The sequence below is a fragment of the Catellatospora sp. IY07-71 genome (assembly GCF_018326265.1).
Lineage (GTDB): Bacteria > Actinomycetota > Actinomycetes > Mycobacteriales > Micromonosporaceae > Catellatospora.
This window is the reverse complement of sequence record NZ_AP023360.1, coordinates 7,843,416-7,863,017: the sequence shown is the minus strand read 5'-3', so window position 1 is coordinate 7,863,017 and position 19,602 is coordinate 7,843,416. Positions and strand designations below refer to the sequence as shown.

The 19,602-nt window shown below is 71.6% G+C and carries 17 protein-coding genes; 8 read left to right on the top strand and 9 right to left on the bottom strand.

The window, feature by feature from the left end; translation table 11 throughout:
• The first annotated feature begins 7 nt into the window (after window positions 1-7).
• Entirely contained in the window at window positions 8-1,453 is a 1,446-nt protein-coding gene (locus tag CS0771_RS35220; RefSeq protein ID WP_212845022.1) for a glycine hydroxymethyltransferase, read from the top strand.
• Between the two features lie 134 nt (window positions 1,454-1,587).
• On the opposite strand, the gene CS0771_RS35215 is transcribed toward CS0771_RS35220, so the two are convergent.
• Complete coding sequence (locus CS0771_RS35215) at window positions 1,588-2,985, bottom strand: IS4 family transposase (RefSeq protein WP_212839295.1); 1,398 nt, start codon at window positions 2,983-2,985, stop codon at window positions 1,588-1,590.
• A gap of 349 nt (window positions 2,986-3,334) precedes the next feature.
• Here CS0771_RS35215 and CS0771_RS35210 point away from each other — a divergent pair, with 349 nt between their 5' ends.
• Window positions 3,335-3,742 (top strand): hypothetical protein, encoded by a 408-nt coding sequence (locus tag CS0771_RS35210; RefSeq protein ID WP_212845021.1) that lies wholly within the window; start codon window positions 3,335-3,337, stop codon window positions 3,740-3,742.
• A gap of 202 nt (window positions 3,743-3,944) precedes the next feature.
• Here the strand turns inward: CS0771_RS35210 and CS0771_RS35205 are convergent, their stop codons facing one another.
• The 3 genes from CS0771_RS35205 to CS0771_RS35195 all read right to left on the bottom strand — a co-directional run bounded on the left by CS0771_RS35205 (window position 3,945) and on the right by CS0771_RS35195 (window position 8,469).
• Window positions 3,945-6,722: a sorbosone dehydrogenase family protein gene (locus tag CS0771_RS35205; protein WP_212845020.1), complete on the bottom strand. Its 2,778-nt coding sequence runs from the start codon at window positions 6,720-6,722 to the stop codon at window positions 3,945-3,947.
• Between the two features lie 256 nt (window positions 6,723-6,978).
• Complete coding sequence (locus CS0771_RS35200; protein WP_212845019.1) at window positions 6,979-7,791, bottom strand: hypothetical protein; 813 nt, start codon at window positions 7,789-7,791, stop codon at window positions 6,979-6,981.
• 99 nt (window positions 7,792-7,890) lie between these two features.
• Window positions 7,891-8,469 carry an RNA polymerase sigma factor gene (locus CS0771_RS35195; RefSeq protein WP_244871219.1) on the bottom strand — a complete coding sequence of 193 codons (579 nt, stop codon included), beginning with the start codon at window positions 8,467-8,469 and terminating at the stop codon, window positions 7,891-7,893.
• A gap of 135 nt (window positions 8,470-8,604) precedes the next feature.
• Between CS0771_RS35195 and CS0771_RS35190 the strand changes: the two genes are divergently transcribed.
• Window positions 8,605-9,063: a hypothetical protein gene (locus tag CS0771_RS35190; RefSeq protein ID WP_212845017.1), complete on the top strand. Its 459-nt coding sequence runs from the start codon at window positions 8,605-8,607 to the stop codon at window positions 9,061-9,063.
• Window positions 9,064-9,065: 2 nt separating this feature from the next.
• Complete coding sequence (locus tag CS0771_RS35185; protein WP_212845016.1) at window positions 9,066-11,183, top strand: bifunctional polysaccharide deacetylase/glycosyltransferase family 2 protein; 2,118 nt, start codon at window positions 9,066-9,068, stop codon at window positions 11,181-11,183.
• A gap of 23 nt (window positions 11,184-11,206) precedes the next feature.
• Here the strand turns inward: CS0771_RS35185 and CS0771_RS35180 are convergent, their stop codons facing one another.
• Together CS0771_RS35180 and CS0771_RS35175 are read right to left on the bottom strand one after the other, a co-directional pair.
• Window positions 11,207-11,524 carry a helix-turn-helix domain-containing protein gene (locus tag CS0771_RS35180; protein ID WP_212845015.1) on the bottom strand — a complete coding sequence of 106 codons (318 nt, stop codon included), beginning with the start codon at window positions 11,522-11,524 and terminating at the stop codon, window positions 11,207-11,209.
• The gene (locus tag CS0771_RS35175) at window positions 11,521-11,832 is read right to left on the bottom strand and encodes a type II toxin-antitoxin system RelE/ParE family toxin (RefSeq protein ID WP_212846215.1); all 312 of its coding nucleotides are present in this window, start codon (window positions 11,830-11,832) and stop codon (window positions 11,521-11,523) included. The genes CS0771_RS35180 and CS0771_RS35175 overlap by 4 nt, the downstream gene beginning before the upstream one ends.
• A gap of 166 nt (window positions 11,833-11,998) precedes the next feature.
• On the opposite strand from CS0771_RS35175, the gene CS0771_RS35170 reads away from it, so the two are divergent.
• A complete protein-coding gene (locus tag CS0771_RS35170) occupies window positions 11,999-13,102 on the top strand; it encodes a hypothetical protein (RefSeq protein WP_244871218.1) in 1,104 nt (367 codons plus the stop codon).
• Window positions 13,103-13,201: 99 nt separating this feature from the next.
• Here CS0771_RS35170 and CS0771_RS35165 read toward each other — a convergent pair whose 3' ends face one another.
• A complete protein-coding gene (locus tag CS0771_RS35165; RefSeq protein WP_212845014.1) occupies window positions 13,202-14,155 on the bottom strand; it encodes a zinc metalloprotease in 954 nt (317 codons plus the stop codon).
• Window positions 14,156-14,346: 191 nt separating this feature from the next.
• Here CS0771_RS35165 and ligD point away from each other — a divergent pair, with 191 nt between their 5' ends.
• Window positions 14,347-15,354 (top strand): non-homologous end-joining DNA ligase, encoded by a 1,008-nt coding sequence (ligD, locus tag CS0771_RS35160; RefSeq protein WP_244871217.1) that lies wholly within the window; start codon window positions 14,347-14,349, stop codon window positions 15,352-15,354.
• Between the two features lie 22 nt (window positions 15,355-15,376).
• Here the strand turns inward: ligD and CS0771_RS35155 are convergent, their stop codons facing one another.
• Entirely contained in the window at window positions 15,377-15,910 is a 534-nt protein-coding gene (locus CS0771_RS35155; protein ID WP_212845013.1) for an EF-hand domain-containing protein, read from the bottom strand.
• Window positions 15,911-16,118: 208 nt separating this feature from the next.
• On the opposite strand from CS0771_RS35155, the gene CS0771_RS35150 reads away from it, so the two are divergent.
• Window positions 16,119-17,483, top strand: a complete 1,365-nt coding sequence (locus tag CS0771_RS35150; protein WP_212845012.1) for an NAD(P)/FAD-dependent oxidoreductase — start codon at window positions 16,119-16,121, stop codon at window positions 17,481-17,483.
• A gap of 2 nt (window positions 17,484-17,485) precedes the next feature.
• Here CS0771_RS35150 and CS0771_RS35145 read toward each other — a convergent pair whose 3' ends face one another.
• Complete coding sequence (locus tag CS0771_RS35145; protein ID WP_212845011.1) at window positions 17,486-18,151, bottom strand: nucleoside monophosphate kinase; 666 nt, start codon at window positions 18,149-18,151, stop codon at window positions 17,486-17,488.
• Between the two features lie 81 nt (window positions 18,152-18,232).
• Between CS0771_RS35145 and CS0771_RS35140 the strand changes: the two genes are divergently transcribed.
• Window positions 18,233-19,594 (top strand): FAD-binding oxidoreductase, encoded by a 1,362-nt coding sequence (locus CS0771_RS35140; RefSeq protein WP_212845010.1) that lies wholly within the window; start codon window positions 18,233-18,235, stop codon window positions 19,592-19,594.
• The last annotated feature ends 8 nt before the right edge of the window (window positions 19,595-19,602 follow it).

The following is a 19,602-nucleotide window of genomic DNA, read 5'->3' as shown; positions in this document are numbered from 1 at the left end:
AGGTCCGATGTCTGACGCGTCCCTGTCCAGCGAGTCCCTTGCCTACCGGCACGCGCTGGACGTCATCGCCGCGGTCGAGCCGACCGTCGCCGCCGCCATCGGCGCCGAGATCGCCGACCAGCGCGACTCCCTCAAGCTGATCGCCAGCGAGAACTACGCCTCGCCCGCGACCCTGCTGGCCATGGGCAACTGGTTCAGCGACAAGTACGCCGAGGGCACCGTCGGCCGCCGCTTCTACGCCGGCTGCAAGAACGTCGACACCGTCGAGGCGCTCGCCGCGCAGCACGCCCGCGAGCTGTTCGGCGCGCAGCACGCGTACGTGCAGCCGCACTCCGGCATCGACGCCAACCTGGTCGCCTTCTGGGCCGTGCTCGCCCAGCGGGTCGAGGCCCCGGCGCTGGCCAAGGCGCAGGCCCGCCACGTCAACGACCTGTCCGAGGCCGACTGGGCGCAGCTGCGCCGGGACCTCGGCGACCAGCGCATGCTGGGCATGTCGCTGGACGCGGGCGGTCACCTCACCCACGGCTTCCGCCCCAACATCTCCGGCAAGATGTTCGAGCAGCGCAGCTACGGCACCGACCCGGCGACGGGCCTGCTCGACTACGACGCGCTCGCCAAGACGGCGCGCGAGTTCCGGCCGCTGATCATCGTCGCGGGCTACTCGGCGTACCCCCGCCTGGTGAACTTCCGGATCATGCGGGAGATCGCCGACGAGGTCGGCGCGACCCTGATGGTCGACATGGCGCACTTCGCGGGCCTGGTCGCGGGCAAGGTGCTCACCGGCGACTTCGACCCGATCCCGCACGCGCAGATCGTCACCACCACCACGCACAAGTCGCTGCGCGGCCCGCGCGGCGGCATGGTGCTGTGCCAGAACGAGCTGGCCGACCAGGTCGACCGTGGCTGCCCGATGGTGCTCGGCGGCCCGCTGCCGCACGTCATGGCGGCCAAGGCGGTCGCGCTCGCCGAGGCGAAGCGGCCGGAGTTCCGCGACTACGCCCAGCGCATCGTCGACAACGCCAACGCGCTGGCCGAGGGCCTGCTGCGGCGCGGCGCGACCCTGGTCACCGGCGGCACCGACAACCACCTGGTGCTGCTGGACGTGTCGTCGTACGGCCTCACCGGCCGGCAGGCCGAGTCGGCGCTGCTGGACTCCAACATCGTCACCAACCGCAACGCGGTGCCGCAGGACCGCAACGGCGCCTGGTACACCTCCGGCATCCGCTTCGGCACCCCCGCGCTGACCACGCGCGGCCTGGGCACGGCCGAGATGGACCAGATCGCCGAGCTGATCCACACCGTGCTGTCCGGCACCACGCCCGGCACCGGCAACGACGGCAAGCCGTCCAAGGCCGCGTACGTGATGGCCGACGGCGTCGCCGACCGGGTCGCGGGGCAGACCACCGACCTGCTCGCCGGCTTCCCGCTCTACCCGACCATCGACCTGGGCTGACCTGCCCCGCCCCGGTCGGGCGGCCGGGCGTGCCGCCTGGCTTGGCGCCGGTTGGGTATCGGACCTCGCGAAGATCGCTGCTTCGTGTCAGAAAGTGCGGTGAGACCGCAGATCTTGACACCAACGCCGTTGACTTAAGGATTTGAGCGGGCTGTCAAGCCTTCTTCGAAGATGGTGACGGTGGCGTGGAAGGTGTAGGTCTGGGTCTGCTGCGGGTGTTTGCCGGCGTTGGGGCCGTATTTGCTGGTCGGGTTCTTGCGGCTGCGGGCTTTGGCGCGTTGGCGTCGTCGGGCGGGTAGCAGGTTGTCCTGCACGGCCTGTCCGATGGCGCCGACCAGTACGGCGTGGCCGGGTGGTGGTATGACGGCTTCGGCGGTGACGACCTGGTCGCGTGCGGTTTCGAGGGCGACGGTGAAGCTGGCCCGGTGGTAGTCGACGTCTGGCAGGGCGTCGACCGCGTCGACGGTGATCCGGATGATCGTCTGGTAGACGGTCAGCAGGGCCCAGAGTTCCTGGTCGATGTCGGCGGGGTGGTGGGAGCGCAGGACCCGCTCGTCCAGGATCGTGGACTTGATCGACAGGTAGGTCGTCTCGACCTGCCAGCGCTGGTGGTAGAGCTGCACGAGGTCGGCCGCGGGGTAGCGGGTGTGGTCGAGCAGGCTGGTGATCAGCCGCCACTGCTCCGTGCGCACGACGCCGTCGGCGTGGGTGATCTCGACCCAGGTCTCGATGACGCGGACCTTCAGCCGGCCGTGGCCGAGAACGGACAGGTAGGAGCCGTCGGATAGCCGGGTCAGGATCAGCGGGACGCGGCCGGCACCGGAGCGGCACAGATACTGCACGCGGGTGGCCGCGATGTCGGCCAGTAGCTTCCAGCTGTCGTAGTAGGCGTCGGCCAGCAGCAGCATCCCGGCGTCGAGTTTGTCCAGCAGCCGGCGGGCGTAGACATGCTCACCGGCGCTTTCGGGCCCGAACGCCGCCCCGAGCAGGGCGCGGGTGCCGCACTCGACCAGCACGACCAGCCGCAGGTACGGGTAGCTGAACGTCATCGCCGGACCCTGGCGTTTGGGGTAGCGCGTCCTGGTGCCGGGCCGGTCGGGCACGTGCAGGGTGGTGGCGTCCACGGCGACGGTGCGAAACCCGCGCCAGAACGCCGGCCCCGTCGTGGGCCAGGCCACCGGGCCGCAGACCGCCTCGAACAGCGCGCGCAGCGGTTTGGGGCCGACGCGGCGGCGGGCGCGGGTCAGCGCCGACGCGCTCGGGCAGGCCACCGCGAGCCCGCGCAGACCGGCGACCAGTTTCGCCCACACCTGCCGGTAGGCGCACGGCTCGAACAGCGCCAGCGCCAGCACGAAGAAGATCAGCACCCGGGTCGGCAACAGCCTGACCCGCCGCTGCGTGGTGCCGGTCTCGGCTGCCACGGCATCGACCAGGTCGAAGTCGAGAACCTGGGTCAGCTCGCCCAGATGGCCCGGCGCGAACGCCCCGGCCGCTACCGTGATCGTGCGCGTGATGGCAGACTGCTGCTGCAACGGGACTCCTCGGGTCAATTCTTGGTCGAACTGATATTGAGGAGTCCCGTTCCATATCGCCAGCCGAGACGGCCTTGACGCGGCGATCAAATCCTTAAGTCAACGGCGTTGATCTTGACACGAAGCCGCGATCTTCGCCCGTTTCCGGGGGCTGGAGCCGGGAGATGATCGCGGCTTCGTGTCGAAAAGTGTGGTCAGAGCACAGGTTTGGACACGAGACAGCGATCTTGCCCAGCGGCAGCGGCAGCGGCAGCGGCGGCGGCGGCGGGCCGGGCGGCCGGGCGGCGGTGGGGGAGGCCCGTGGATCGTGGCCCGGTTTGAAGGTGCGCGGGTCGGTTAGCTTGGGCCCGTGGAGATGATGACGTTGATGGTGCTCGGGTTCGTCTGTCTGGTCGTGGTGGCGCTGGTCATCGTGATCGCGGCGGTCGCGGCGGCGGCGAGCGGCAAGGGCAAGCAGCGACAGCTGCACAAACGGGGCGGCAGCCATCCCCTCTACCACCACCACACGGGCACCGGCGCGGATCCGTCCTACCCCGACCCGGCCTGGCAGGGCAGCGACCCGGACGGGTCTCGTGGCTGGTCAGGCGGCCACGACAGCTCCCGTGGCTGGTCCGGTGGCGACTCGGGCAGCTCGGGTTCGAGCGGCTGGTCGAGCGGGGATTCGGGCAGCTCGTCGAGCGGCGGCTGGTCCGGTGGCGACTCCGGCAGCTCCTCCAGCGGCAGCAGCGACTCGGGCAGCTCCAGCAGCAGCTTCTGACCCCACCCGACCCAGCACACAACCCCCGGCCAAGCTCGCGATCTAGATGATTTGTGGTCGCTGGGACGACGACAAATCATCTAGATCCGCCGAGGGCAGGCCGCGGCCGCGGCAGATGACGACGAACGACCTGACGCGGAAGGCCCCGGCCGCAGGCGCGGACGGGGCCTTCGTCATGCCGGCGGGAGGCCGGCCGCAACCGTCAGCCCTTGTTCGGCCCAGCGGCCAGCGTGTCCACCGCGACCAGGGTGATCAGGTCGTTGAGGTCCGTGCCGAGGTAGGCGTAGTCGCCCGCGGCGTAGTAGCGGCACAGCCCCACGTCGAACACGGCCGGCTTGGTGCCGTGCTGGCAGGCGACGGCCCGGTGCCCGGCGGCGACCTTCAGCGAGCTGATGTCGTCGTTGCCCGCGTCCCCGAGCCCGCCCTGCGCGTCCTCGTGGAGGCCCGGGCCGAGCGCCGACCTGCCGCCCTTGAAGTCCCGGTCGGCGTACGCGGTCACACCGGCGCCCTTCGCCGTGTCACCGGAGACCAGCAGCAGCGAGATCGCGTCGTCGAGATCGGTGCCGGTGAGCGTGTGCTCGCCGGCCGGGAACGCGCGGCAGCGGCCGAGGTTGCCGGTGCCGCCGCCCGTGCCGCCGTCGTTCGCGCACGCCACGACCCGGTTGCCGGGCTCGACCCGCAGCGAGCTGATCGCGTTGTCGCCGACCTCCGCCAGTTCCTTGCCACGGCCCTCGTACACCCCGGCCTCCAGGCTCTGCGCCTTGCCCTTGGCCTTGGGCTCGCTGAACACGGTGACCGGCGGGCCGACCACGCCGAGCAGCGAGATCCTGCCGTTGAGCTCGCCCAGCGTGGCGTGCTCGCCGCTGCCGAGGATGCGGCACACGCCGAGGTCGGTGCCGCCCGCGCGGTCCCGGTCGCAGGCGATGAGCCGGTATCCGGCGCCGACCTTGAGCGAGCTGATCGGCGTGCTGTCGCCGCCGGCCAGTTCCCCGGCCACCGACTCGTGCATGCCCGCACCCAGCGGCTGGCTCGCTCCCTTCAGGTTCGTCTCGCGGTATCCGACGACGCCCTTGCCCTCGACCGGCCCGCCGAACACGGCGATCGACGAGATCTTGTCGTTGAACTCGCCGAGGGTGCCGTGCGACCCGGCCCCGAAATAGCGGCAGGTGCCGAGGCCGGGCGCGCCGGCCGAGCCGTCGCAGGCGACGACGCGGTAGCCGCCGGCCACCTTCAGCGAGCTGGCCGTGTTGTCCTTGAGCTTGCCGAACGCGCCGGACGCGGCGTCGAAGACGCCGGTGCCGAGGCCGCGGGACTCGCCCTTGAAGCCGCTGTCGGAGTACAGCGTCACCGGCGAGCTGGTGCCCTTGGGCGCGTACCGCACGCGCAGGATCTTCGCGCCGGAGTCGGTGGCATCGCCGATCTTGGTGTACAGCGTGGAGAAGTAGAGCCCGTCAGGTCCCGGGGCGAGCGCGGCGACGCTGGTCTTGCCGCTGCCGGTGTACTCGATCAGGGTCTTCGGGTCGTCGACCGAGCCGTCCTTGTCGAACTCGAACTCGACGATCTTCTTGCCGCGCCGCTGCGGGCCGCTGGCGTAGGTCGGGCCGCTGAGCGTGACGAACGCGTTGCCGTACTTCTCCTGCGGGAAGCCTGCCGCGTGGTAGACCTCCGGCTCGGTGAAGGTGATGTTGACCGGGCCCTGGGTCTCCTTCCAGTTGTAGAGCGCGTTCTTGGTCAGCCCGCTGGCGCCGCCGGTCCAGTGGTAGCGGCCGCCCTTGGTGATGCGGGCGAGGCGGTCGTTGACCGAGGGCCCGTTCTCGACCGAGTAGTGCTGGCCGTCGGCCGCGCGCCAGGCGCCGCCGAAGGGGTTGCGCAGCCCGTACGCCCAGATGTAGTCCTTCGCCTGGAGCTTGCCGGTGCCCTTGTAGAACGGGTTGTCGCTGGGCGCGGTGCCGTCCAGGTTCATCCGCAGGACCTTGCCGCGGAAGGAGTCCATGTCCTCGGCGGTGTCGGCGACGAAGCCGTCGCCCATGTGCACGTAGAGCTTGCCGTCCGGGCCGATGGTCAGGTTCGAGATCTGGTGCGAGGTCGACTGCTCCTCGTCCGGGAACTTGATGATCGTGCTCTGCTTGGCGGCGGTCATGCCGCCGTCGGTGCTCTGGAAACGCACGATCTTCGCCAGCAGGTCGCCGTCGTCCTGGTACAGCATGGCCGCGATGACGTCGCCGGTCTTCGGCTCGACCACGATGCCGGTCACGCCCATCTCGCCGGTGCCCGGGAACTGGGCGCTGGGGTCGAAGTCGAGCAGGTCCGCGGCGTAGGTCTTCTTCTTGAAGTCCCCGGTGACCGTGATGATCTTGCCGTACAGCTCGGTGACGTAGAACAGCGGCCTGCTCGGGTCGCTCGGGTGCTTCGGCACCATCGCGATGTTGACCGGCAGCGCGAAGTCCTCGGCCACCTCCTCGACCACGAAGCCGGGCTGGTGCACCTTCCAGTCGCCCTCGCCGGGCAGCGGCTTGCGCTCCACATCCGTCTTGAACGGCCGCGAGGAGTACGCGGTCCACGCGCCGGACGTGTCGCGGTGGCGGACCCGCAGCGTGTACTGCTTGTCCGGCAGCAGGTCGGCCCGGCCGGCGAAGGAGTTCTCGAACACGCCGTCGCCGAGGTGCACGTGGACCCGGCCGGTGCCGCTGGCGCAGGAGTCGAACCAGACCCGCTCGCCGCCGCCGGGGCTGCCCGCCCAGATCTCCCAGTCGGTGCACAGGTGCAGGTCGCCGCCGTCGCCGCCCTGCAGCGGACGCGTCTCCATGTGCACGTCCGCTGCGCTGAGCAGGCGGTTGTCCTTCTCTGGTTCGGTGATGACGGGCGCCGACGGGGCGGCGGCCCGCGCGGCCGACGGCGCGGGCGCCGCGGCGGTGGCGAACATCAGGACGCCGGACAGCAGGGCCGTGCCGAACGCCCCCACCCTGAACTCACTATTCATGCTGGATAAGCCCCCCGAATATGTCACCAAATGTGACAAACCAGGTCAGGCTACCCAGAGTGAAGATCGGTATGAAGCGCACGCGCCGGAGCCGCCGGCGGCTGTGCGCGACCGGGCCAACCGGTGCGCGACACACCTGCGGGAGGATTGCCGTGGGCCGCGCACCGGGTCCGGACAGTGGAACTGTGGGACCGGGACCGCCCCGGATAGGCCGGAGACGCTCCCACCCCGTAGAGCGCCGCCCGGGGCGGCGGCGTCACTGCACCGGGCGCACCTGGCCGGAGACGGCCGTGTCGGCGGGGGCGCCGGGCATCGCGTAACCGCGTTCAGACGCCCGGGGCGTCTGGCTCGCCCGGCCGGGCGCCCCGTTCTCCTTCGGCGACCTCGACGGATGCGCCTTGGAGGGCTGGACCTGGCTCGGCTGGATCTTGCTCGGGTCCGGCGACGTGCCGGGCTCCCCGACCGGCTGGTCGGCGTCGGCCAGCAGCGCCTCGCAGAACGCGGTCAGGTCCTGGCCACCCGCGGCCGCCATCAGCGCGGCGTACTCGGGACTGTCGGTGGCCTTCGGCTTGTCCTTCTCCGCGGTCGCCAGGAAGCTGCGGCACAGACCTTGCGCGTTGGCGGGCAGCGACGTTCCGGGCGCCACCGACGCGGACAGGCTGGGCGAGGGCGCGGGCGTGGAGGTCGCCGACGGCACCGTCCCGCGCGAACCCGCCGCCGACGGGGAGTCCCCCGGGTCCTGCTGCGGGCCGATCGGGAACGGGTTCGGCAGCACGCCGGTGCCGGTGGCGAACGCGACACCGCCCACGGTCAGCGCGGCGACCAGCGCGGCCACCTTGAGCGTGAGCGCCCGGCGCAGCGTGCGCCCGGGCCGGCCGACGGGTGCCGGGTACGCCGCGCGGAACGCCGCCAGCACCGTCTCCGCGCCGGCGTACTCCTCGGGGCGGCCCGGCGCGGCCGCGCGCATCAGCAGGTCGGCGAGGGGGTCACCGGTGGCGCGCTGGGCGAAGGCGTCGTTCAGCCGCCGCTCGGAGGCAGCCTGGTCGTGCGCGTCGAACGGTTCGGTCATGCCCCCTCCTCGCTTCGCCCGCCAGCCATCTGAGCCGCTGTCACCGGTATGAATCGCTTGCTCATATCACCTTCTTCAGCGCCGAGCGCCCGCCCGGTGTCACTCGGCGCCCCGATTCCGCTCTCCGCCGAGCACGTCGGCCAGCCGCCGCAGGCCGCGGTGTGCCGCCATCCGCACCGCGCCCGACCGCTTGCCCAGCACGTCGGCCGCGGACTGCGCGTCCAGCCCCATCACCGCGCGTAGCAGGACCGCCTCGGCCTGGTCCCGCGGCAGCGACGCGATCAGGGCCAGCGCGCCGTCGGTCGTCATCAGCTGCTCCACCGCGACCGCCGTGTCGTCGGCGGCGGGCAGATCGGCCATCGCCTCCACCGGCAGCGGCACGGACGGGCGGCGCTGGTGGTGCCGCAGGTGGTCCATGGCGCGGTGCCGGGCGATGGTCGCGGCCCAGCGCCGGAACCCGTTCTCGTCGCCCCGGAAGGTGCGCAGGTCACGCACGATCTGCAGCCACGTCTCGGAGGCCACGTCCTCGGCGTCGGAGCCGACGAGCAGCCGCAGGTAGCGCAGCAGGCCGGGCTGCACCGCGAGGTAGAGCCGGTTGAACGCGGCCTCGTCACCATGCCGGGCCGATTCCACCGCTGCCGACAGATCGACGGCAGCGTGCGGACGCACGTCGGTCACCGGCAGCTCCCCTCGCACGCGACCCTGAGCGATTGATTGTGCACACATACCACCCGTCTGTGCGAACCGGTCCGGTACGCGCCGGAGATTCGCCGCATACGGTGTGACGGACGAGGGGGCCGCGACGCTCTATCGGTGGCACGTGCGCACGTGCCCGCCGCCGGCTCCGGCCGCGGCGAGTACGAGATCAGGGCAGCGGAGATGAGCAGAAAAAAAGGCGCCAACCGACCGGTCTTCGTCGACCGCACGGGGCGTCGCCGGCGGATGTTCACACTGTTGGCCGCGGGTGGCGGGGTGCTGCTCACCCTGATGATCGGCGTCGTGGCGGCCGGCTTCCTCGGCGTGGACCCGGCTCAGCTGCCCGGTCTGCCCCAGTTGCTGCCCGACCGGCCGGTCGCCGAACTGTCGCCGACGGCCGAGCCGTCCACCAGCCCTGACGGACAGACGCAGCCGTCGCCCGCCCCCGGACCCGGATCGGTGACGCCCACCCCCGTGAAGCAGACCGGCAAGCCGACGCCCGAGCCCTCGTCGACCACCCGGGGCAACCGGCCCAGCGACCGCCCGCACCCCACGCAGTCGAAGAAGAATCCGTAACGATGACCCGTCACCTGAAGCGGCGCGAGCCCCGGGCCCACTGGCTGCTGCTGGCGCTGTTCCTCACCGTCGCCCTGGCCGGGCTGTGCCTCAACGGCTACGTCGAGCACGTCGGCGCGGAGGGCAGCGGCCCGCACCCGATCACCGACGACCGCCCCGCCGCCGCCGACGTGCTCGAAGGCGGTCCCGTGCAGCGGCCCGCCGCCGACGGCACCGTCACCACCAGCGCGATGCCGGCCAAGACCATCGCGCTCACCTTCGACGACGGACCGGACCCGCAGTGGACCCCGAAGATCCTCGACGTGCTCGCCCGGCATGACGCCGCCGCGACCTTCTTCGTGGTCGGCGCCCAGGTCAACCGGCACCCCGAGCTGGCCCGGCGCATCGTCGACGAGGGCAGCGAGGTCGCCGCGCACACCTTCACCCACGTCGACCTGTCCTCGACACCGGCCTGGCAGCGCAGCATCGAGCTGAACCTGACCGGCAACGCCGTGGCCGCCGCCACGGGTGTGCGTGCCACCCTGATGCGCCCGCCGTACTCGGCGACCCCCGACGCGGTGACCGTCGCCGCGTACGACGCCATGCGCCAGGCCGCCGACGAGGGTTACCTGACCGTGCTCACCGACCTCGACACGCGCGACTGGGCGCGGCCCGGCGTCGAGGAGATCGTCGCCGCCGCCACCCCGGAGGGCGGGGCGGGCGCCATCGTCATGATGCACGACTCCGGCGGCGACCGGTCGCAGACCGTGGCCGCGCTCGACGTGCTCATCCCGCGGCTGCAGGAGCAGGGCTACCGCTTCACCACCGTCTCCCAGGCCCTCGAACTGCCCGCGGCCCCGGCCGCCGGGGCGGGCCTGCGGCTGCGCGGGCACGCCCTGCGCTGGGCGCAGCTCGGCTCGGGCTGGCTGGCCGGGGCGATGACCTGGCTCATGCTCGCCGCCGTGGTGCTCGCCCTGCTGCGCCTGATCGTGCAGATCTGGTGCGCCCGGGTGCACGTGCGCCGGGTGCGCAAGGCCGCCCGCAGGCGCAAGCGCTACGTCGGGACGGTGTCGGTGATCGTGCCCGCCTACAACGAGGCCGCCAACATCGAGGCGACCGTACGCTCGCTGCTCGCCAACGACTACCCGAACGTCGAGGTCATCGTCGTCGACGACGGCTCCAGCGACGGCACCGCCGAGATCGTGCGCCGCCTGCGCCTGCCCAACGTGTACGTCGTCGAGCAGGAGAACGCGGGCAAGCCCACCGCGCTGAACACCGGCGTCATGTTCGCCCGCGGCGACATCCTGGTCATGGTCGACGGCGACACCGTCTTCGAGCCCGACGCGATCGGCGCGCTGGTGCAGCCGCTGGCCGACCCGGCCGTCGGCGCCGTCTCCGGCAACACCAAGGTGGCCAACCGGGGCGGGCTGCTCGGCCGCTGGCAGCACCTCGAATACGTGATCGGCTTCAACCTCGACCGGCGCATGTTCGACATCCTGCAGTGCATGCCGACCGTGCCCGGCGCGATCGGCGCGTTCCGGCGCGAGGCCGTGGTCGACGTCGGCGGCGTGTCCACCCAGACACTGGCCGAGGACACCGACTTCACCATGGCGATCATCCGGGCCGGGTGGCGCGTGGTGTACGCCCCCGACGCCATCGCGTGGACCGAGGCACCCGCCTCGCTGCGGCAGCTGTGGCGGCAGCGATACCGCTGGTGTTACGGCACCATGCAGGCGATGTGGAAGCACCGGCGGGCCGTCGTCGAGTCAGGGGCGTCCGGGCGGCTGGGGCGGCGCGGGCTGGCCTACCTCACCATGTTCCAGGTGCTGCTCCCGCTGGCCGCGCCGATGGTGGACATCTACGGCGTGTACGGCGCGATCTTCCTGCCGCCGCTGCAGACCGCCGCGGTCTGGCTGGGCTTCACCGCGCTGCAGGCGCTGACGGCGGCGTACGCGTTGCGGCTGGACCGCGAGCGCTACGGCCCGATCTGGAGCCTGCCGCTGCAGCAGATCGTGTACCGGCAGCTGATGTACCTGGTCGTCATCCAGTCCACGGTGATGGCCCTTATCGGCGACCGGCTGCGCTGGCACCGCATGGTCCGCACGGGCGCCGCCACCGCCCACGCCCGCACCCACGCCTGACGGGGCGGGTGCGGGCCGGATCCTCAGGCCGTCGCCGGGCGGGGCGGGGTCGCGGGCTTGGGCACGAACTGGACGCTGAGCTCGGCATCCAGCGCTCGGGCGATGCGTTCCAGCACGTTCAGGGTGGGCACGGTGCCGCCCGCCTCGAAGCGGGCCACCGCGGACTGTGTCATGCCCGCGGCCTTGGCCAGTTCTGACTGGCTCCAGCCGCGCTGCTCACGACGTTCGCGAACCGCCTTGCCGAGTTCATAGGCCAGGCGGGTCGCCTCGTACTCCTCGACCGCGCCAGGCTCGGCCATGCGCCGGTCCCGCAGCGACCGCCAGTCACCACGTCCGGTCATCGGGCCACCTCCTCGTCGTCCAGGGTATGGGCTTCGGCGATGCAGGCGGCCAGCGCGCGCTGTGCTCGTGCCACTTCGCGGCTCTCCCGCCAGCGTGTCTTGCGGAACACGGTCAGCAGGATGACGCGCCTGTCGCCGGCGATCCAGTAGGTCACCCGCATCGGCACGCCGTCCAGATGGAAGCGCAACTCCCGCAACTTCCCGTCCAGTTGCTTCGTGTACGGCTCGCTGAGCAGCGTTCCCTGTTCGGCAAGCAGGTCGATGTAGAACGCGGCTCTCGCGAACAGCGTCGTCGGTAGTTCTTCCAGTCATTGCCGGACCTCCGGCTCCAGCTCGACGGTACCCCAGGTCATAGCATCGATGCTATGGCGATGAAGTCATTGATCGCCAACCGGGCAGTGACACATGGACATCGATGTGCGCTCTAACAGTGAACCTTGTTTCCTGTCGGGCGACACCCCAGTGGAGGTCCTCATGAGACGCCTGGCGCTCCTCATCGCCGTAATGATCGGGCTGGCCGGGCCATTGCCCGCGACGGCCGCACCCGCCCCCGCTGCGGTGCCGCTGGCGGCGGCCGCGACGCCGATCCAGATCTACGGCGCGTGGCACTGCAGCAACGACTTCTGCCTGTGGGGCACGGTGCGCTCGGTCGCCGAGTTCGACAGCCAGAACCACTGGCTGGTCGACCGCGGCGACGGCCGGCCGTCGGTCAACCTGGTCGTGCTCAGCTTCGTCAACCCGCTGAAGCTGCTGAATCAGACCACCGACGCGGCGACCCTCAACGGCGTGCCGCGCGGCATGACCCAGGAGATCGTCAACCACTTCACCTCGCGCGGCATCCGGGTGATGTTCTCCATCGGCGGCATCACCTACACCGACGACTGGGACGCGGCGCTCGCCGCCGACGGGACGCTGCTGGGCCAGCGCGCCGCGGCGGTGGCCACCCAGTTCGGGGTCGGCATCGAGATCGACTACGAGCAGAACACGAACCCGAACACGGCCGCGCTGCAGAACTTCATCACCGCGTACCGGGCGGTGCACCCGTACGACGCCTCGGGCGCCAACCCGCGGGCGCGGCTGACCATCGACGTCGCGGCCGGGGACCGGTGGCTGATCGAGCTGAACCGAAAGGCTACCGCGGACTGGCTGCGCACCGACAACCCGGTGCTGGACTGGGCCAACGCGATGGTGCCCGCGCGGCAGCCGTCGGTGTCCTCGGCGCAGGCCAACTGGCAGGAGCATGTGGACGGCAAGCCGCAGTACAGCCCGCCGGTGCCGCCGCTGGCCCCGGCCAAGTTCACCGGCGGTCTCTATGTCGCCGAGGGCGCCAAGGTCCGCCCCGAGTGCAACAACTACGCGGCGTCGCTGCAGAAGGCGCTCGCGCCGTACGTGCAGTCGGTGGCGCCCAACGGCGCGGGCACCACGGCGGGCATGCTCGGCTTCATGTTCTGGGCCGCCGAGAAGCCCTCCACCCGCGGCATCGGCACCGCCCCACCCAACACCTGCGAGAACGGCATGGGCACCGCCGCCACCGCCCTCTCCATCCCCATCCCGATGCCCCCACTCCGCCAGAGCTGACCGCCCACAAGATCGCGGCGATCTTGCACGAACTGTTAGGGATATGCCCGTTGCGGGCGTGTCGTCCCCACAGTTCGCGCAAGATCGCCGCAGGGGGCGTCACGCGCGGTAGGCGTTCCAGGCGTCGAGCATGCGAGTGGCCTGGCCGGCCGTGAACTCGTACATGCAGGCGTCGTCGGTGTAGTCCATGAAGTTGTGGATCGGGTCGAGGCCCGGCTTGCTCTTGCAGGTGTCGAGGTTGGTCGGGCAGCCGAAGGCGGCCGTCTTCTCGGCGGGGGTGTCGGCGACCTGGTCGCCCTGGCCGTTACAGCCGCCCTGGAAGGTGTGGTAGAGGTTCAGCCAGTGGCCGATCTCGTGGGTGGCGGTGTCGCCCAGGTTGTACGGGCTGGCGTTGCCGCCGGGCAGCGACTCGGCGAGGAGGACCGCGCCGTCGTACGACGTGATGTTCGACTGCGGGAAGGTCGCCCAGCCGAGCAGGTCCTGGCTGAGCAGGCCGGTGTAGATGTTGAGCGTGCCCGCGCCGCCGACGCGCAGCGCCGCCTTCATCGCCTTCTCCGTGTTGGAGTTGTAGACGATCGGGTACCAGGACGCGTTGGTGACCCGGTTGATCGACTGCAGCTGGAACGCGAACGCGGTCGCGGCCCCGCCGGTGGCGCCGGAGTACGCCTGGTTGAGGACGTTGATCTGGCTGGTGATCATCGAGTCGGGGATGTTGCCGTTGGCGCGGGTGCCGTCCTCGGAGATCACGTGCACCACCACCGGGATGGTGACGGTGGCCGCGGCCGCCGTGCCCGCCTGGGCGGGCGCCTTGCCGCGGGCCTTGAGCGCGGCCTGCAGGGCCTTCTCGTTGGCGGCGACCTCGTCGGCGGTCAGCTCGTTGGGTTCGTGCTTGGCGGCGCCGCCGGGCTTGGCCTTCGCGTGCGCGTCGGCGGCGGGTTCCACGCAGACCGGCGCGGGCGCCGCGGCCACACCGACCGCCGCCCCTCCGGTGAGAGTGGACGCCGCGACGAGCGCGGTCAGCCCGAGCGTGCTGAGGGAGCGCCTCAGGTTCATCGAATCACCTCTCCTGCCCCCGGCGCGGTGGGGTTGTCCGCGCCGTTCACATGCATGTGGGAGGGACGTTAGAGATGATCGTCGGGTATCTAAATCATTCGATTGGCTGGTCCGGTTGTCACGGCCGTGTCACGGTTCCCCTTCTGCCCGATTCGGGTCGGCCGGCGTGCCGTAGGCGGTAGAACTGGGCTGTGGCCGACAAGCTCCCGCCGGTGCCCGCAGGGCACGTCCCGCTGCCGGAGCTGGTCCGGCCCATGCTCGCCACCCTCGGCGAGCTGCCCCCGCCCGCGCAGGACGGCTGCTACGGCTACGAGCTCAAATGGGACGGTGTGCGCGCGATCGGGTACGCCGAGGGCGGCCGGGTGCGCGTGCTGACCCGCAACGACCTCGACGTCACCGCGGCATACCCGGAGCTGCTTGCCTTCGGCGCGGCGCTGGGCACGACGAGCGCGGTCTTCGACGGGGAGCTGATCGCGTTCGACGCCGCCGGCCGGGTCTCGTTCGGGGCGCTGCAGCCGCGGATGCACGTGCAGGACGCGGCGCGGGTGCGGCGGCTGGCCGCGGCGACCCCGGTCACCTATGTCCTGTTCGACCTGCTCCACCTGAACGGGTGCGACACCACGGCGCTGCCGTACCGGCAGCGCCGGGAGCTGCTGGAAGGGCTGGGGCTGTCCGGGCCGCACTGGGACACGCCGCCCTACACCGAGGGCGGCGGGCCGCGCCTGCTGGCGACCTCGCGCGAGCAGGGCCTGGAGGGCGTCATGGCGAAGCTGCTCGACGCGCCCTACGAGCCCGGCCGCCGCTCCCGTGCCTGGGTGAAGATCAAGAATCTGCGTACCCAGGAGGCCGTGATCGTCGGCTGGCGGCCCGGCCAGGGCAACCGCGCCGACACCATCGGCTCGCTGCTGCTCGGCATCCCCGGTCCGGGCGGCCTGGTGTACGCCGGGTCGGTCGGCACCGGCTTCACCCGGCAGATGCTCGGCGAGCTGCGTACGCGGCTGTCGAGACTGGAGCGGGAGGACTCACCGCTGGCCGCGCCGCCGCCCGCCCGGGACGCCCGCGACGCGCGCTGGGTGAGCCCGGAGCTGGTCGGCGAGGTGCGCTTCACCGAGTGGACGCGCGACGGCCGCCTGCGCCAACCCGCCTGGCGCGGCCTGCGCCCGGACAGGTCCCCTTGGGACGTCGTCCGCGAGTCCTGAGACGTTAAGAAGGTGCCCTTCCTTACCTGCCCAGGAGGGGGATGTCGAGGATGCCGGCGTGGTAGTCGCGGACGGCCTGGGACAGCTCGTCGATGCTGAGCTGGCCGTCGTGGTTCTCGTCGATCTGGTAGAACGCCTCCTCGGCGTGCGGCTTGGTGACGCCGATCGCCTCGATCCAGTTGCGGAACTCGACGGGGTTGATCTGGCGGTCGCCGTCGGTGTCGCACAGGTCGAGGGTCGCGCTGAGGGTCGGGCGCAGCACGGCGCTGAAGCCGGTGTCGCCCATCAGGATGATCTCGGTCTGCGCCACCCGGTCGAACTGCTTGGCCGACAGCGTGCCGTCGGGGTCCACGTGCGCCTTGGCGGCCAGGTACTCCCACATGGCCAGGTACGCGTCCATGACCGCGCGGGCCCGCGGGGAACGCTCGTCCTCGCCGAACGCGGCCACGATGCGACGGCCCTCGTTCTCGAAGTCCGAGCGGTCCACGTGCCCGTTGCCGTCGGTGTCCCACAGCCGGAACCGCCGTGCGAGCCGCTCGCTCCGAACGTCCAACATGTGTCGCACCCCCTGCTCTGCCGGCGTGACGCCGTACGGAAACCGGTGGCCTCATGATGGGAACCCGTCAGCCGCGGAACCCGAGGCCTGACTGGACATTACCAAGCGCCGCGAACCGGCGACGCCTCGTTGCCGTTCTGTTACACAGAGTGTGCGGTCGGCGCGGCGGCGCGTTTGCCATCTGCGGCCCGGGGGAATACAGGCCCGTATGGCGCGCCCTCGCATCGTCGTCGTCGGGGCGGGGTTCGCGGGCTACCACGCGGCCCGCGCCCTGGCCCGCTCCGCACGCGGCAACGCCGACATCCTGGTGCTCAATCCCACCGACTACCTGCTCTACGTGCCGCTGCTGCCCGAGGTCATGGCCGGATTGCTGGAGCCGCGGCGCATCGCCGTGTCGCTGGCCCGCGCGCTGCCGCAGGTGCGGCTCGTGCCCGGCGAGGTGCAGAGCATCGACCTGGACCGGCGCCGCCTGCTCTGCCTCGGCCCGGAGGGCGGCAGCGCCGTCGTCGAGTACGACCGCCTGGTGCTCACGCCCGGCAGCGTCAACCGGCTGCTGCCCATCCCCGGCGTCGGCAGGTACGCGCACGGCCTGCGCGGCCTCGCCGAGGCGATGTTCCTGCGCGACCACATCACCCTGCAGCTCGAACTCGCCGCCAACACCACCGACCCCGAGGAGCGCCGCGCCCGCTGCACGTTCGTCGTGGTCGGCGCGGGGTACACCGGCACCGAGGTCGCCGCGCACGGGCAGCTGTTCACCGACGCGCTCGCGCAGGCCCTGCCCCGGCTGCGGGAACGGCCCCGCTGGCTGCTGCTCGACACCGCCGAGCGGGTGCTGCCCGAGCTGGACCCCCGCCTGTCCCGCACCGCCGCCCGGGTGCTCGCCCGCCGCGGCGTCGACGTGCGCATGGGGACCTCCGTGGTGGAGGCCCAGGCCGACGGGGTGCGCCTCACCGACGACTCGTACGTGCCGACCCGCTCGCTGGTCTGGTGCGTCGGCGTCCGCCCCGACCCGCTCGTGGAGAGCCTCGAGCTGCCCACGGTGCAGGGCCGGCTGGTCGTCGACGAGTACCTCACCGTGCCCGGTCACCCCGAGCTGTTCGCCTGCGGCGACGCCGCGGCCGTGCCCGACCTGACCCGCCCCGGCCAGTGCACCCCGATGACCGCCCAGCACGCGGTGCGCCAGGGCCGGGTGCTCGCGCAGAACGTCGCGGCCTCGTGCGGGGTGGGCAGGCGCAAGGCGTACCGCCACCACGATCTCGGGTTCCTGGTCGACCTCGGCGGCTGGGACGCGGCCGCCAACCCGCTCGGCGTGCCGCTGTCCGGCCTGCCCGCGGCCGTGGTCACCCGCGGCTACCACCTGCTGTCGCTGCCCGGCAACCGCGGCCGGGTCGCGGCCGACTGGCTGCTCGACGCGCTGCTGCCGACGTCCGCCGTACGCCTCGGCCTGGTCCCGCCGCAGGCCGCCGACCTGCAGCTGAGCAGCGAACCGCTCGCCTCCGCGGCCCGCCACGCCGCCCCCGCCCCGCCCGTCCCGGCCGGCTTCCTGCCCGCCGACCGCGACGACGCGCGCTGAGGTCAACTCGCGCGGGACTGCTTACGGGCCGGGAGGGGCAGGCCGAGCTGCTCGCGGATGGCGCGCTGCACGGCGGGCTTGCTCGCGGTGGCGTCCACGCTCACCACCAGCTCCTTGGCCCGGAACAGCTCCAGCGCCGGGTCGGTCTTCGCGTGGTAGTCGGCCAGCCGGGCGGCGAGCGCCTCCTCGGTGTCGTCCTCGCGGCTGACCAGCTCGCCGCCGCAGGCGTCGCAGCGGCCCTCGCGGACCGGCCGATGCTCGATCAGGTTGTAGTCCATGCCGCAGTTCGAGCACAGGCGGCGGGCCAGCACCCGGCGGCGCACCTCGCTGTCGGGCAGGTCGAGGTGGATGACGGCGTCGACGTCGTACCCCTCCATGAAGAACTGGGCCTGGCGCCGGTTGCGGGGGAAGCCGTCGAGGATGAAGCCGTAGTTCCAGTCGTGCAGGGCGAGCCGGTCGCGCACCACGGACTCGGTGAGCGCGTCGTCGACCAGCTCCCCGGCGCTCATCGCCCGGCGCACCTGCGCCCCGAGCTTGGTGTGGTACTGCACGTGCCAGCGGTAGATGTCCCCGACCGCGATGTGCACCAGGTCGAACTCCGCGGCGAGCTGCTTGGCCTGGGTGCCCTTGCCGCTGCCCTGGATTCCCATGATCACGTACTTGCGCACGAACCGATCCTTTCACGCCAGTGGTATCGGCAACGAGTGATTTGTTCCGCTCGGGGCCCTTTGCGGGAGTAGGTTGCGAACGTGGGGCCATCCGCTGAGGACCATGCCGGCGCCGTACGCGCCCTGCGGGCGCAGTACGAGTCGCTGCCCCGCGGGGAGACCGTACGGCTCGCGAAGAGAACGTCCAACCTGTTCCGCTTCGGGCGCGCGACCACCGGGCCGGGGCTCGACGTCAGCGGCTTCGACCGGGTGATCGAGGTGGACCCCGCCACCCGCACCGCGCGGGTGCAGGGCATGGTGACGTACGAGCGGCTGGTCGACGCCACGCTGCGCCACGGGCTGATGCCGCTGGTCGTGCCGCAGCTCAAGACGATCACGCTGGGCGGCGCGGTGGCGGGGCTCGGCATCGAGTCCGCGTCGTTCCGCAACGGCCTGCCGCACGAGTCGGTGCTGGAGCTGGAGATCATGACCGGCGACGGCCGGGTGGTGACCGCCCGGCCGGACAACGAGCACGCGGCGCTGTTCCGCGCGTTCCCGAACTCGTACGGCACGCTCGGCTACGCGCTGCGGCTGACCATCGAGCTGGAGCCGGTGCGGTCGTACGTGAAGCTGCGCCACCGCCGCTTCGACGACGCCGCGGCCTGCTGCGCCGCGCTCGACGAGATCTGCACGACCGGCCACGACGGCGACGCCCGGGTCGACTTCCTCGACGGCACCGTGTTCGGGCCCCGCCAGATGTACCTGACCATCGCCTCGTTCACCGACCTCGCACCGTGGACCAGCGACTACACCGGCCAGGAGATCTATTACCGGTCGCCGCTGCGCCTGCCCGTCGACTACCTGCCCGTGCGCGACTACCTGTGGCGCTGGGATACGGACTGGTTCTGGTGCTCGCGCGCGTTCGGCGCCCAGCACCCGGTGGTGCGCCGGCTGTGGCCGCGCCGCTACCGCCGCTCCGACGTGTACCACCGCATCGTCGGCTTCGACCGGCGGCACCGGGTCAGCGCCCGGCTGGACCGGCTGCGCGGCCGCCCGCCGCAGGAGGCGGTGGTGCAGGACGTCGAGGTGCCGGTCGGGCAGGCCCCGGAGTTCCTGGAGTTCTTCCTCGACGAGGTCGGCATCACGCCGGTGTGGCTGTGCCCGCTGCGGCTGCGCCACCCCGAACCGTGGCCGCTCTACCCGCTCAAGCCCGGCGGGCTGTACGTCAACTTCGGCTTCTGGTCCAGCGTGGCCCGCCGCCCGGGCCAGCCCGAGGACCACCACAACCGGCTCATCGAGGCCCGGGTGGACGAGCTGGGCGGGCACAAGTCGCTCTACTCCACCGTGCACTACCCGCCCGAGGAGTTCTGGGAGCTCTACAACGGACCCGCGTACGCCGCGGTGAAACGCGAGTACGACCCGGACGGGCGGCTACCCGACCTGTACGACAAATGCGTTCGGTGAGGTGTGTC

What these genes read in the sequence shown, in the direction of transcription:
- CS0771_RS35220 (WP_212845022.1), top strand. Translation starts at nt 8, where the DNA reads ATGTCTGACGCGTCCCTGTCCAGCGAGTCCCTTGCCTACCGGCACGCG.
- CS0771_RS35205 (WP_212845020.1), bottom strand. Translation starts at nt 6,722, where the DNA reads ATGAATAGTGAGTTCAGGGTGGGGGCGTTCGGCACGGCCCTGCTGTCC.
- CS0771_RS35200 (WP_212845019.1), bottom strand. Translation starts at nt 7,791, where the DNA reads ATGACCGAACCGTTCGACGCGCACGACCAGGCTGCCTCCGAGCGGCGG.
- CS0771_RS35185 (WP_212845016.1), top strand. Translation starts at nt 9,066, where the DNA reads ATGACCCGTCACCTGAAGCGGCGCGAGCCCCGGGCCCACTGGCTGCTG.
- CS0771_RS35180 (WP_212845015.1), bottom strand. Translation starts at nt 11,524, where the DNA reads ATGACCGGACGTGGTGACTGGCGGTCGCTGCGGGACCGGCGCATGGCC.
- CS0771_RS35170 (WP_244871218.1), top strand. Translation starts at nt 11,999, where the DNA reads ATGAGACGCCTGGCGCTCCTCATCGCCGTAATGATCGGGCTGGCCGGG.
- CS0771_RS35165 (WP_212845014.1), bottom strand. Translation starts at nt 14,155, where the DNA reads ATGAACCTGAGGCGCTCCCTCAGCACGCTCGGGCTGACCGCGCTCGTC.
- CS0771_RS35155 (WP_212845013.1), bottom strand. Translation starts at nt 15,910, where the DNA reads ATGTTGGACGTTCGGAGCGAGCGGCTCGCACGGCGGTTCCGGCTGTGG.
- CS0771_RS35150 (WP_212845012.1), top strand. Translation starts at nt 16,119, where the DNA reads ATGGCGCGCCCTCGCATCGTCGTCGTCGGGGCGGGGTTCGCGGGCTAC.